This window comes from Algibacter agarivorans (assembly GCF_039543245.1).
Classification (GTDB): domain Bacteria; phylum Bacteroidota; class Bacteroidia; order Flavobacteriales; family Flavobacteriaceae; genus Algibacter_G; species Algibacter_G agarivorans.
Window position 1 is genome coordinate 62,066 of record NZ_BAABJJ010000029.1, and the last position, 12,738, is coordinate 74,803.

The following is a 12,738-nucleotide window of genomic DNA, read 5'->3' on the forward strand; positions in this document are numbered from 1 at the left end:
AGTTTAGCTTAAAAATGTCAGCTCCATATAATTTGGTGTGTTTAAGCTTCTAAAATATTTATTTCCACCATACAAGTTTTCATCATGTCATAAGTCCGTTCAATATCGGCATCTAGTCCAATAGAAAAACGAATTAAACCATCGCTTAGCCCCATTTCCTTTTGTTCGTTTTCTGGGATTTCTGATGATGTTGAACTTCCCGGAGCACTAAACAAAGTTTTGTAAAAACCAAGACTTACTGCCAAATATCCTAAGTTTCTGTGCTGCATGAGTTCCATAAGTTCATTAGCTTTATCTAGAGAACCAACATCAATAGTTAGCATTCCGCCAAACCCATATTGTGTATTCATCATACTCTTGAATAACTCGTGAGATGGATGTGATTTCAAACCAGGGTAAACCGTTTTTAAACCAGCGGCTTCAAACTTTTTTGCTAAAAACATACCATTTTTACTATGTTGCTGCATTCTAATATGAAGCGTTCTTAGGTTTTTTAAAATAGAAGCCGCTCGTAAACTGTCCATAGTAGAACCTAATAACATAGAGGCGCCATCATTTATATTTCGCAAATCATCTATAAATTCCTGAGCGCCACAAACTACACCGCCAACAGTGTCGCTAGAGCCATTGATGAACTTAGTTAAGCTGTGTATAACAATGTCAGCTCCTAAAACAACAGGAGATATTGATAACGGAGAAAATGTGTTGTCAACGACCAGTTTTAAACCATATCTTTTTGCAATAAGGGCTAAGCCTTTTATATCCGCAACTTCTAAAAGTGGGTTGCTTACAGACTCACAATAAAGCACCTTTGTGTTTTTTGCAATAGCAGCTTCAACCGCATCTAGTTTTGTAACATCAACAAAACTTGTTTCAATATTGAATCTAGGTGCGAAATTTTTTAGAAAGGCATAAGTGCCCCCATAAATAGTTCTACTGGAAACAATATGATCGCCAGCACTACATAATTGAAGTATAACGGGAGTTATAGAACCCATTCCAGAAGCCGATACATTGGCGGTTTCCGTACCTTCCATAGCGGCTAAAGCTTCTCCCAAATATAAGTTTGATGGTGAGGAGTGTCGGGAATATAAATAACACCCATCTGCATTGCCCTCAAAAGTATCAAACATGGTTTTTGCTGATAAAAAAGTGTAAGTTGATGAATCTGAAATAGAAGGATTAACACCTCCGAATTCACCAAAATATTGTAAATCTTGAATATTATTTGCAGGTTTAAAAGCCATGGTCTTTTTGTTTTTATTATAACAAAATTTAAAATAATTAGATTATAAAACAATGATATTATTCATAATATGAAAATAAAACTGCTATTTATTAAATCATTAGATTATTATATGTTATTTTTATCGATAACAGGCGTTTCAACGAAAAATTTTCAACTATGGTATTTGATGCAACAGACAAAAAACTACTTGAGTATCTTCAGAAGGATAGCAAACAAACCAATAAAGAACTTTCAAATAAATTAGGACTTTCAGTAACTGCAGTATATGAACGTATTAAAAAATTAGAAAAAGAAGGTTTTATAAACGGATATATTGCCTTAGTAAACAAAGAAAAAATTGATAAAAATTTTATAGTTTTTTGCCATATAAAATTGGTGCAGCATAGCCAAGATTATGTAGTTAGTTTTGAAAAAGAAGTTAAAAGATTAAATGAAGTGCTAGAATGTTATCATATTAGTGGCGATTACGACTATCTGTTAAAGGTATTAGTAAAAGATATGGTAGCTTTTAGAGCGTTTATGGTAAAAAAACTGACAACCATTAATCATATTGGAAGCACACACAGCATGTTTGTTATAAATGAAGTGAAACATACTACAGCAATTAGTTTTTAAATGAATTCAATCCGATATAAAAGTTTAGAGTTTTTTATTATTTTTATTTTAGTGCCGGTCAGTTTTGCTTTAAACTTTTCACCATGGATAAAATTAGTTATAGGTGGTATTGGGTTTTTATATGTTGTATATGTTTTACTAAAAGTAGAAAATGAAAAATTAAAAATAGCCCCCAATTTAAATTGGAAACTATTCTGGAAAGAAACATTTGTAAAAGGTGTTGTAATTGTAATTCTTACAACCCTTTTTGTTTGGATAACAGATAAAGAGACACTTTTTAATGTACTGTTAAATAAACCCAAACTTTGGGTTTTTATATTATTTCTATATAGTCTCTTTTCAGTCTATCCTCAAGAATTAATTTTTAGAACATTTTATTTTAAACGGTATCATAACCTCTTTAAAAACAAAGGGTTTCTAGTTTTTTTAAATGCTATTGTATTTGCTTTAGGACACCTGTTTTTTAAAAATAGTTTAGTCATTATATTAACATTTTTAGGTGGATTATTATTCGCTTTCACTTATAATAAAACACAATCCACCCTTTTGGTATCCATAGAACACGCTATTTATGGGTGTTGGTTATTTACGGTTGGCATGGGAGTCATGCTCGGTTTTCCTACATGACTTATCGATGAATTTTAATTTAAAGTTATATAATCTTACGAGGATAAAATCTTTTTACTATTTTAGAGCAGCTATTATTAACCAAAAATCAAATTAAAACATGAAAAAATTAGGACCTATTATTTTAGGATTCATTATTGGAGCTGTATTAACGTATTATTTTTGTCCCCGACCAAGTGACGATATGTACACTATGGATATAGAGAAAGCGGTGCCTAAAGACACCATATCTGTTGTTGAAGCCAAAATATTGAGTAAAAATTGGGAAAATAATAACGTTACTGAAATAGATTCTACTATTGAAATTGAAGGCTCAAGAAAAAAAATACGTTCTGTATGGTGGTCTCTAAAGGATGTTAATGACTATTTAGCTTACGCTAAAGCCAAATCAGATACTTTAGGGTATAATATGACTGGGATTCGCGTGTATTTAGGTAACTATGGTAAAAATTCAAACCCAATTAAAAAGAATAGAAATACGATGTTTATTGTGCCAACTGGGCCTAAAAATAATTCTAAAGCTAGTAGTTTAAATGTATTTTTGCCACCAAAAGATACTGATATTCCTGCACCGCCCTTGAATAATGGAGGCGGAGGTGATGGAAACTATCCACAATAGTAATACATTTTTTGGAAGAATTCTTATTTGAACATAGAACTGAAATAACTAGAGTTGTTGAATTCATGGCAGCTATAACTGGGATTGTACTTTTTAAAAAATATAAACATACTAATGCAAAGTATTTTATATTTTTTTTAATATATCTTTCTCTAGGCGATTTTGGTAATACTTACACCAAGTATGTAAAAAATGATGGTTTTTTTAATTTTTTAGAAGGAACAGTATTCGAGAAAAACTATTGGTGGTCAACTTTGTTTTGGAAAATAGGTGCCATTTTATTTTTTGCTTACTATTATAATAAAATATTAAGCAATAAAAAATTTAAAATAATTATTAAATTTATTGGTTTTATTTTCTTTGTTTTTTCTTTTGTTTATATTCTTTTAAATTGGGACGAATATTTTATAAGATATTTCCCAGCCATAAGTATTTTTGGTGCTTTTATCATATTTATGTGCACAGTATTTTATTTTATTGAAGTTTTACAAAGTAATAAAATATTAATTTTTTATAAATCATTGAATTTTTATATCAGTTTTGCCATTTTTATTTGGTGGTTAATTATAACACCTATTGTTTTTTTTGATATTTATTTGCTTAATAGAGATATTAATTATATTCAATTAAGGTATTTTATTTATTTATTAGCTAACATAATAATGTATTCAACCTTTACATTTGCTTTAATATGGTGCAGACCACAGAACGATTAGCTAGTACAGCTTCTGAACGTTATTTATTAGTGTATATGATAGCCGTTTTGGTTATTGTAACCACTTTGGTTATTGTGTTTTTTGTTGTGTTTTTAAAACGAAAAAACAAATTACTCGAAGATAGAATAAAACAGCAACAAGCTTTTGAAGCAGAAATTGCTCAAGCTCAAACCGAAACCCAAGAACAAACGCTAAAAAATATTGGTTGGGAGTTGCATGATAATGTGGGGCAGTTATTGTCTTTTGCTAGTATGCAATTGAGTATTTTAAAAATGCAGGTTGAAGATGATGTTAAGGAAAAGTTTAAAGACACCTCTGATGCGCTTAAGGAAAGTTTGTCTGAAGTTCGGGCACTTTCAAAAACCTTAAACAATGAAGTGGTTTTAAATATTGGTTTTGAAAAGTCAATTACCAATGAGTTGAATCGTTTAAAGAAGATGAAATTTACTTCGGCCGAATTAAAAATAATAGGAGATCAGGTTGAATTTTCTAATAGAAAGCATGAGATTATTGTTTTTAGGATTATTCAAGAATTTCTTTCTAATTCGGTTAAATATTCCGAAGCTAAAAACTTGAATATTACTTTAGATTACCAACCAGAAAAATTAATTATAACAGCCAAGGATGATGGTAAAGGTTTTGATGTCAATGAAGTGGAAAAAGGCTCAGGTTTAATTAACATGAAGAGTAGAGCTGCTTTAATTAACGCGACTTTAGATTTATCTTCTAAACCAAGTGAAGGTGTTGAACTTGTATTAGATTATCCTTTAACTTGATTTTTACATGATTTGTCATTTCGACTCTAGGAGAAATCGCATCAGTATTTGACATGTTTAGTTTTAATGATGAGATGTCTCAATCGTACCTCATTTCGACAAGACAAGTATACTCTATCCAAAATACTTAAAACCCCTTTTTAATAACTTCATTTTCCCTTTGTAAGGCGGATATCTAAACGAAGGGTCAAGCCAATTGCCACGTTTTATAATGGACTTTGTGTTCGAGAATGAATCAAAACCATGTTTGCCGTGGTAATTTCCCATACCACTGGCACCAACACCCCCAAAAGGTAATTTGTGATTTCCAAAATGAATCAGTAAATCATTAATTACACCACCACCAAAACTGTATTTTTTAATGGTTTCTTCAATAAATGATGTGTTTTTTGAAAAGACATAAAGCGATAATGGTTTTTCTAAATTCCAAATGATTTTTTCAATATCTTCTTCAGTTTCGAAAGTCAATATTGGTAAAATAGGACCGCATATTTCTTCTTGCATTAATTTGCTTTCTAAACTAGGTTCATCAACTAAAGTAGGGGATATATAACAATTATTTACATCAATGTCACCACCAAAAACGATATTTGAATCTTTCAATAATTCAGAAAGTCTTGATGTATTTTTCTCATTTATAATTCTTGGAAAGTCTGCTGATTCTTTTGGATTATTGCCGTATCGTTTAATAATTTCAGTTTTTAAAGCATCAATAAGTTCCTGTTTAATATTAGATTTAGTAATAACATAATCTGGTGCAATACAGGTTTGCCCACCATTTAAAAATTTCCCCCAAACCAATCGTCTGGCTACCAGTTTTAAATTCACCGAATCATCAATAATACAAGGCGATTTCCCACCTAGTTCTAAAGTAACAGGTGTTAAGTATTTCGCAGCTGCCTTAGCTACAATTTTACCAACTTTTGTACTTCCAGTAAAGAAGATATAATCCCATTTATGTGCTAATAATTCAGTTGAAGTTTCAAGACCACCTTCAATAGAAATTGCTATTTTTTCAGGAAAAACGTTTTTTATTATTTGAGTAATTACTTTTGAAGTATGCACTGTTAATTCACTTGGCTTCAAGATTACAGTGTTGCCTGCAGCAATTGCCATAATTAAAGGGTCTAAAGCTAATAGGAAAGGGTAATTCCATGGTGCAATTATTAGTACAGAACCATAAGGCTCTTTATATATGTAATCCTTTGATGGAAACGTTAATAATGAAGATGTAACACGTTTTGGCTTAGTCCATTTTTTTAGGTTTTTTATGGCTAAATTCAATTCAGAAATAACAAGTCCAAATTCACTTAGGTACGTTTCAAATTCAGATTTCTTAAAGTCTTTATTTAAAGCATCAATTACGGCTTGTTCATTGGCAATAATTTCGACTTTTAGGGCTTTTAAAAGTGATAATCTATAAGCAATATCTTTTGTTTTTTGGGATTTAAAAAATTGGCGTTGATTATTAATTATGTCAGGTATCGTATTCAATTACTAAAGCTTTTTTCTAAAGGTATTCAAATTATACCAATTTAAACTAAACAAGCATTCCAAATGGCATCATTTGGTAAAGGCGCATCAACTGAAATGGGTTCTTTTTTTACGGGATGAATAAATTCTATATGTCTGGCATGTAAACTGATGCTGGCATCTTTATTACTTCTATCAAAACCATATTTTAAATCGCCTTTAATTGGGGATCCTATATTAGATAATTGTACACGTATTTGGTGATGTCTGCCCGTTTCTAAGTTGATTTCGAGTACATAATAATTATCTAATTTTTTGATGACTTTATAATGAAGAATCGCTTTTTTGCTTTCGGAAACTTCTTTAGAATATGCTTTTGATTTATTATTTTTAGGGTTCTTTTTCAACCAATTAATTAAGGTGTCTTCTGTCTTTGGTGGCTCATTTTTTACAATGGCCCAATATGTTTTCTTTATATCTTTTGAAAGGAATAATTTGTTTAGCCTAGGTAAAACTTTACTTGTTTTTGCAAAAATAACAAGACCAGTTGTTGGTCTATCTAATCTGTGAACGGTTCCTAAATAGACATTACCTGGTTTTTTGTATTTGTCTTTGATATATTCTTTTACGACGTCGCTTAGGGGTTTGTCTCCCGTTTTATCGCCTTGAACAATATCACCAGCGCGTTTGTTTACTATGATGATGTGATTGTCTTCAAATAAAACATGTAAATTAGATTTGTTAGACAATATTTTAGACATTCTTAGATTAGTTAGATTATTAGAATTTTAGAGTCGATTTAAACTTAGAAATCATTTTAATGATTTCTTGTAATTCTGAAATTGTATTCTCCAATTCTGAATTGGTTATAAAATTTAAATCATTAGATATCAATAGCTGCGTTTCAATTTCATAAGTAGATCCTAAAGTTATTTGTAAAAATCTAGAAAAATCTTTATTAGAGCTTCTTGAAGAGTCTTCTGCTATATTTGAAGGAATAGATACAGAAGCCCGTCTTAGTTGATTTGTAATTCCAAATTTTTCAGAATCAGGAAAATTTGAGGTGATAGAATAAATTTTTGAACAAAATAATCTACTTCGTTTCCAAATTTCCAATTCTTTAAATCTGTGCATAAAATATTTTGTATAAAGGAGTCTAATCTTCTAAAAATCTAAGAAGTCTAGATTAATATTGTTCACTCTCATTAGGGAAATCTTGTGTTTTTACGTCTTCTACATATTGAGAAATGGCAGTTGTCATTTCTTCATATAAATGCAAGTACCGACGCAAAAAACGTGGATTGAATTCATGTGTCATACCAAGCATATCATGTAAAACCAATACTTGTCCATCTACATCTGGACCAGCACCAATACCAATGATAGGGATACTTACGCTCTCAGCTACTTGTTTAGCTAATTTAGCGGGTATTTTTTCTAATACAATGGCAAAACAACCTACTTTTTCTAGCATTTTGGCATCTAAAATTAAATCTTCTGCTTCTTGTTCTTCTTTGGCACGAACGGTATAAGTTCCAAATTTATATATGGATTGGGGTGTTAAACCTAAATGCCCCATAACAGGAATGCCAGCTTTTAAAATACGTTTTATGGATTCCTTAATTTCACGCCCGCCTTCAACTTTAACAGAGTGTGCGCCACTTTCTTTCATGATTCTAATTGCAGAACGTAAAGCTTCTTTCGGGTCGCTTTGATAACTTCCAAAAGGTAAGTCTACTACTACTAAGCATCTATCAATGGCACGAATTACCGAAGATGCATGATAAATCATTTGGTCTAATGTAATTGGTAATGTGGTTTCATGTCCAGCCATTACATTACTCGCAGAATCACCCACAAGAATAACATCTATCCCAGCACCATCAACAATTTTTGCCATAGTATAATCATAGGCAGTAAGCATAGATATTTTTTCGCCATTGGCTTTCATATCTACTAATGTTTTTACGGTAACTCGTTTATATTCTTTTTTGGCTACAGACATGTTTCTTTTAGTTTTGTTTGCGTGTAAAAATACTAAATTAAGAAGATACTTTTTGAGTTTTCTTTATGGCCAACTTTTAATGCTGGTTATCAGTTGTTTTGGTTTGTAATTTCTGAATTAACATGAATTGAAGACGTATTACGTCTCGTAAAGACACAAAGCGTTGCGGATAGAAATGGTGTCTTGTTTTTTACATGACTTAGCGGACAGGTGCGCAAGGGATTGAACGGCATGTTTGAGCTCCCCGACTTTTTTAGGAGGGAGCGAGTAGAGAAAGCCCGACCCTTGTGGTTGCGCCCAAAAGAAAAAACAGACAGAAGACGGATGACAGAAGTCCAAAGTTTGATTGCGCATGAGTGAGACTGTAAACTGAGACTGTGACTGAAAACTAAAAATATGACACTGTGTCAGCATTTTTGAGTTGGCATAAAGATTGACTTATAGAACTTGAAATTAAAAATGAACATTCAACACAATAAAAAAATATATTATGAGTAAAATTATTGGAATCGATTTAGGAACAACCAACTCTTGCGTTTCTGTAATGGAAGGTAACGAGCCAGTAGTTATTCCTAACGCGGAAGGGAAAAGAACAACACCATCTGTTATTGCTTTTGTAGAAGGCGGTGAGATTAAAGTTGGTGACCCAGCTAAAAGACAAGCGGTAACAAACCCAACTAAAACAGTTTATTCTATTAAACGTTTTATGGGTAATAAATATTCTGAGTCTAAAAAAGAAGCCGAACGTGTACCTTATAAAGTAGTAAAAGGTGATAATGATACGCCTAGAGTTGATATTGATGGCCGTTTATATACGCCACAAGAATTATCGGCTATGATTCTTCAAAAAATGAAGAAAACGGCTGAGGATTATTTAGGAACTGATGTCTCTGAAGCAGTAATTACTGTGCCAGCTTACTTTAACGATAGTCAACGTCAAGCCACTAAAGAAGCTGGTGAGATTGCTGGTTTAAAAGTTAGACGTATTATTAACGAACCTACTGCGGCTGCTCTAGCTTACGGTATGGACAAAAAAGGTACGGACCAAAAGATAGTTGTTTTTGACTTTGGTGGAGGAACTCATGATGTATCTATCCTTGAATTAGGTGATGGTGTATTTGAGGTGTTATCTACTGATGGTGATACACACTTAGGTGGTGATGATGTTGATGAGAAAATCATTAACTGGTTAGCAGATGAGTTTAACGCTGAAGAGTCTATGGATTTACGTAAAGACCCTATGTCTTTGCAACGTTTAAAAGAGGCTGCAGAAAAAGCGAAAATTGAATTATCATCTTCTGCGCAAACTGAAATCAATTTACCATATATAACAGCTACTGCAAGCGGACCAAAACACTTGGTACGTACATTAACACGTTCTAAATTCGAGCAATTAATCGACGATTTAGTAAAACGTACTATTGAGCCTTGTGCTGCGGCATTAAAAGCAGCTGGTTTAAGTAAAAGTGATATTGACGAAGTGATTTTAGTAGGTGGTTCTACACGTATTCCTGTTGTACAAGCAGAGGTTGAGAAATTTTTCGGAAAAGCACCAAGTAAAGGTGTTAATCCTGATGAAGTTGTTTCTTTAGGAGCTGGTATACAAGGTGGTGTTTTATCTGGAGATGTTAAAGATGTATTACTTTTAGATGTAACACCTTTATCATTAGGTATTGAAACTATGGGTAACGTATTTACAAAGCTTATTGAAGCAAATACAACGATTCCAACTAAGAAATCGCAAGTATTTTCAACTGCGGCAGATAATCAACCTTCTGTAGAGATTCACGTATTACAAGGTGAACGCGCTATGGCGGCAGATAATAAAACAATTGGACGTTTTCATTTAAGTGATATTCCACCAGCAAGACGTGGAACACCACAAATTGAAGTAACATTTGATATTGATGCCAATGGTATTATTAAAGTAGGAGCTGAGGATAAAGCTACAGGTAAGAAACAAGATATTCGTATTGAAGCATCTTCTGGATTAACTGAAGAAGAAATCCAAAAAATGAAAGCGGATGCAGAAGCAAATGCTGATGCAGATAAAGCTGCTGTAGAAAATGCTCAGAAATTAAATGAAGCAGATTCTATGATTTTCCAAACGGAAAAGCAATTAGAAGAATTTGGTGATAAATTGTCGGAAGATAAAAAACAGCCAATTGTTGATGCTTTAGAAGAATTGAAAAAAGCTTACGAAGCTAAAGATTTAGAAGTTATTACTCCTGCTTTAGATAAAATAAACGAAGCTTGGAAAGTCGCTTCTGAAGAAATGTACAAAGCACAAGCTGATGCACAAGGTGGAGGAGAAGCTCCAGGACCAGATGCTAGCCAAAACGGTGAAGCAGAAGGTAGTGATGTTGAAGATGTAGACTTTGAAGAAGTGAAATAAAAAAAGCTAGAAGCTGGAATGCTGAAGCTTGAAGTTATAAAAGCGCAATCATTAATTTGGTTGCGTTTTTTTTGTTTGTAACGTCATTACGAGGGAAGAATGACCGAAGTAATCTTACTTATCGAACTAAAAATTAAACAGACTGCCACGTCGTGTCTCCTCGCAGTGACCAAACAAGAATAGATTACCGCATTCCTATAAGAATTTGGGATTCGCAATAGAATTTCAAATTTTGTACTTTCGCAACCACTTAAATGGTATCATTATATATGTCCTTTTCTAATAAAATCAAATCAAAATATATTCCTAAACGTTTAGCAGTAAAGCTAAACTCAAAAGGGGAGCAGTTTGTTGTACAAGGGCATCCCTGGGTGTTTTCTAATAATATCACTAAAATAAATGACGATGCTAAATCAGGTGATTTAGCTATTGTTTTCAGTAAAAATAAAAATAGAGTAGTTGGTTTAGGCTTATATGATGCCAATTCACCAATTCGGATTAAAATGCTTCATAGTAGCCATGAGAAAACTGAAATTAATGAAGCGTTTTTTCAAAAAAAAATAAAAGAAGCTTATAATAAAAGACAACCTTTACTAAAAACAAATACCAATAGCTACCGATTATTATTTGGTGAAAACGATGGTTTTCCAGGCTTAATAGCAGATGTTTATGCATCCGTTTTAGTTGTAAAAATATATTCCGAAATCTGGTTACCTTATTTAGAAACCATTATTCCAAGTTTGCAACAAACATCAGAAGCAGCAACTGTCGTCATTCGTTTAAGCAGAAGTTTAGAGCAATCAAAATCTCATCAGTTTAAAAATGGGGAAGTCGTTTTTGGTACTCTAGAGGATGAAGTTGTCGAATTTGTTGAGCACGGCGTTAACTTTTCTGCAAATGTCATTAAAGGCCATAAAACGGGTTATTTTTTAGACCATCGAGCCAATAGAAAACAAGTAGGTGAGTGGAGTAAAGGCAAGACGGTTCTAGATGTGTTTTCATATGCTGGCGGATTTTCTGTGCATGCCTTATACAATGACGCTAAAGAAGTAACAAGTTTAGATATTAGCAAACAAGCATTAGAAATAGCCATTCAAAACGGTAAGTTGAATACCTACGTTGGAAAACATAAAACCATAGCTGGAGATGCGTTTGAAGAACTAAAAAAACTCATTAAAAACAAAATCACTTTTGATGTTGTTGTTATTGATCCTCCAAGTTTCGCAAAGCAAGCTTCAGAAATAGAGCTAGCTAAAAAGAAGTACGCTCAGTTAGCTGAGTTAGGTGAAAAACTAACTGCTAAAAATGGACTTTTAGTCTTGGCTTCTTGTTCTTCTAGAGTTTTATCTCAAGCGTTTTTAGATATTAATAGTCAAACCTTGGTTTCAACTAACAGAGGTTATAAAGTAGTTCTCAAGACGCAACACGATACAGATCATCCTATTGGTTTTCCTGAAGGGGCCTATTTAAAATGTAGCTATTATCGTTTTTTAGATTAGATTTAGTCTTTGAATGTAGACTTTTAAAGAATATTAGCAACAAAAAAAGCGCATTCAAATTATTTGAATGCGCTTTTTGTATCAAACAGATAAATTATTATAAAAATGCACCTTTTTCATCGGTCTTAACCGTAATCGTTTCATCAGCATTTTTAAGCTTAATTTTGTATTCCTGTTTTAAGGAATCTTGCTCAATATGGTATTTAATATAATACACATCTTCAACTATTCCCCAATTAGGAAACCGCTTTGACACTGCTTGCATGACTACTAAAGGCAATCTTACATTATTGTATTTTTCAATAGTTCTAACAATTTTCCCATGTATATCATAGGCAGCAACTATTTTTCCTTCAGGAACATAAAAAGATACGCTGTAAATATCATGTTCATCATCGTAAAGTTTTGACTGTTCTATGTTTTTATAATTAAGAACTTCTTTTTCTAACTTTTTAACACGTTCGGGAACATGGTCTAAATCCACAGCATCTAAATATTTGTAATTTACTGAGATTAAAGTTTCGGGTAATGAAACTGTTTGTGATTGGACTTGGATGGTTAATCCAAAAATAAATAAACCTAGGACTATTTTTTTCATGATAAAATATAATTATATTACAACCACAAAATTAATTATGCATGCATAGTAAGTAAATGATAAATATCATAAAATCAGATATTTAACATTTATGATAATGAACTAATCTGTAACTATTTGAATATCAGTTACTATGCATGCATAATATTTTATTATATTTGAAAAA

Annotated in this window: 12 protein-coding genes; 6 read left to right on the forward strand and 6 right to left on the reverse strand. The window is 32.2% G+C overall.

Features of this window, described 5'->3' with window-relative positions; translation table 11 throughout:
* Positions 1–41 precede the first annotated feature (41 nt).
* On the reverse strand, positions 42–1,247 hold the full coding sequence (locus ABD935_RS09620; protein WP_345191736.1) for an aminotransferase class I/II-fold pyridoxal phosphate-dependent enzyme: 1,206 nt from the start codon (positions 1,245–1,247) through the stop codon (positions 42–44).
* 158 nt (positions 1,248–1,405) lie between these two features.
* On the opposite strand from ABD935_RS09620, the gene ABD935_RS09625 reads away from it, so the two are divergent.
* The 4 genes from ABD935_RS09625 (at position 1,406) to ABD935_RS09640 (ending at position 4,602) form a co-directional block, all read left to right on the forward strand.
* Positions 1,406–1,864: an Lrp/AsnC family transcriptional regulator gene (locus tag ABD935_RS09625; RefSeq protein WP_345191738.1), complete on the forward strand. Its 459-nt coding sequence runs from the start codon at positions 1,406–1,408 to the stop codon at positions 1,862–1,864.
* Positions 1,865–2,491: a CPBP family intramembrane glutamic endopeptidase gene (locus tag ABD935_RS09630; protein WP_345191740.1), complete on the forward strand. Its 627-nt coding sequence runs from the start codon at positions 1,865–1,867 to the stop codon at positions 2,489–2,491.
* Positions 2,492–2,591: 100 nt separating this feature from the next.
* Positions 2,592–3,110, forward strand: coding sequence for a hypothetical protein (locus ABD935_RS09635; protein ID WP_345191741.1), 519 nt, complete (start codon positions 2,592–2,594; stop codon positions 3,108–3,110).
* Positions 3,111–3,801: 691 nt separating this feature from the next.
* Positions 3,802–4,602: a sensor histidine kinase gene (locus tag ABD935_RS09640; protein ID WP_345191743.1), complete on the forward strand. Its 801-nt coding sequence runs from the start codon at positions 3,802–3,804 to the stop codon at positions 4,600–4,602.
* Between the two features lie 114 nt (positions 4,603–4,716).
* Here ABD935_RS09640 and ABD935_RS09645 read toward each other — a convergent pair whose 3' ends face one another.
* The 4 genes from ABD935_RS09645 to panB are packed head-to-tail and all read right to left on the reverse strand — an operon-like array spanning position 4,717 to position 8,080.
* Positions 4,717–6,096, reverse strand: a complete 1,380-nt coding sequence (locus ABD935_RS09645; protein ID WP_345191745.1) for an aldehyde dehydrogenase — start codon at positions 6,094–6,096, stop codon at positions 4,717–4,719.
* 41 nt (positions 6,097–6,137) lie between these two features.
* A complete protein-coding gene (locus ABD935_RS09650) occupies positions 6,138–6,836 on the reverse strand; it encodes an RluA family pseudouridine synthase (protein ID WP_345191746.1) in 699 nt (232 codons plus the stop codon).
* Between the two features lie 19 nt (positions 6,837–6,855).
* Positions 6,856–7,209: a four helix bundle protein gene (locus ABD935_RS09655; RefSeq protein ID WP_345191747.1), complete on the reverse strand. Its 354-nt coding sequence runs from the start codon at positions 7,207–7,209 to the stop codon at positions 6,856–6,858.
* A gap of 52 nt (positions 7,210–7,261) precedes the next feature.
* Positions 7,262–8,080 carry a 3-methyl-2-oxobutanoate hydroxymethyltransferase gene (gene panB, locus ABD935_RS09660; RefSeq protein ID WP_345191749.1) on the reverse strand — a complete coding sequence of 273 codons (819 nt, stop codon included), beginning with the start codon at positions 8,078–8,080 and terminating at the stop codon, positions 7,262–7,264.
* 490 nt (positions 8,081–8,570) lie between these two features.
* Between panB and dnaK the strand changes: the two genes are divergently transcribed.
* Together dnaK and ABD935_RS09670 are read left to right on the forward strand one after the other, a co-directional pair.
* Complete coding sequence (gene dnaK / locus ABD935_RS09665) at positions 8,571–10,475, forward strand: molecular chaperone DnaK (RefSeq protein WP_345191750.1); 1,905 nt, start codon at positions 8,571–8,573, stop codon at positions 10,473–10,475.
* A 269-nt stretch (positions 10,476–10,744) separates the two neighbouring features.
* Positions 10,745–11,974 (forward strand): class I SAM-dependent rRNA methyltransferase, encoded by a 1,230-nt coding sequence (locus ABD935_RS09670; RefSeq protein ID WP_425550214.1) that lies wholly within the window; start codon positions 10,745–10,747, stop codon positions 11,972–11,974.
* Positions 11,975–12,071: 97 nt separating this feature from the next.
* Here the strand turns inward: ABD935_RS09670 and ABD935_RS09675 are convergent, their stop codons facing one another.
* The gene (locus ABD935_RS09675; protein WP_345191753.1) at positions 12,072–12,572 is read right to left on the reverse strand and encodes a nicotinate-nucleotide adenylyltransferase; all 501 of its coding nucleotides are present in this window, start codon (positions 12,570–12,572) and stop codon (positions 12,072–12,074) included.
* Between the last annotated feature and the right edge of the window lie 166 nt (positions 12,573–12,738).

Coding starts and splice junctions, on each gene's coding strand:
- ABD935_RS09620 (WP_345191736.1), bottom strand. CDS start 1,247: ATGGCTTTTAAACCTGCAAATAATATTCAAGATTTACAATATTTTGGT.
- ABD935_RS09625 (WP_345191738.1), top strand. CDS start 1,406: ATGGTATTTGATGCAACAGACAAAAAACTACTTGAGTATCTTCAGAAG.
- ABD935_RS09630 (WP_345191740.1), top strand. CDS start 1,865: ATGAATTCAATCCGATATAAAAGTTTAGAGTTTTTTATTATTTTTATT.
- ABD935_RS09635 (WP_345191741.1), top strand. CDS start 2,592: ATGAAAAAATTAGGACCTATTATTTTAGGATTCATTATTGGAGCTGTA.
- ABD935_RS09640 (WP_345191743.1), top strand. CDS start 3,802: ATGGTGCAGACCACAGAACGATTAGCTAGTACAGCTTCTGAACGTTAT.
- ABD935_RS09650 (WP_345191746.1), bottom strand. CDS start 6,836: ATGTCTAAAATATTGTCTAACAAATCTAATTTACATGTTTTATTTGAA.
- ABD935_RS09655 (WP_345191747.1), bottom strand. CDS start 7,209: ATGCACAGATTTAAAGAATTGGAAATTTGGAAACGAAGTAGATTATTT.
- panB (WP_345191749.1), bottom strand. CDS start 8,080: ATGTCTGTAGCCAAAAAAGAATATAAACGAGTTACCGTAAAAACATTA.
- dnaK (WP_345191750.1), top strand. CDS start 8,571: ATGAGTAAAATTATTGGAATCGATTTAGGAACAACCAACTCTTGCGTT.
- ABD935_RS09670 (WP_425550214.1), top strand. CDS start 10,745: ATGTCCTTTTCTAATAAAATCAAATCAAAATATATTCCTAAACGTTTA.
- ABD935_RS09675 (WP_345191753.1), bottom strand. CDS start 12,572: ATGAAAAAAATAGTCCTAGGTTTATTTATTTTTGGATTAACCATCCAA.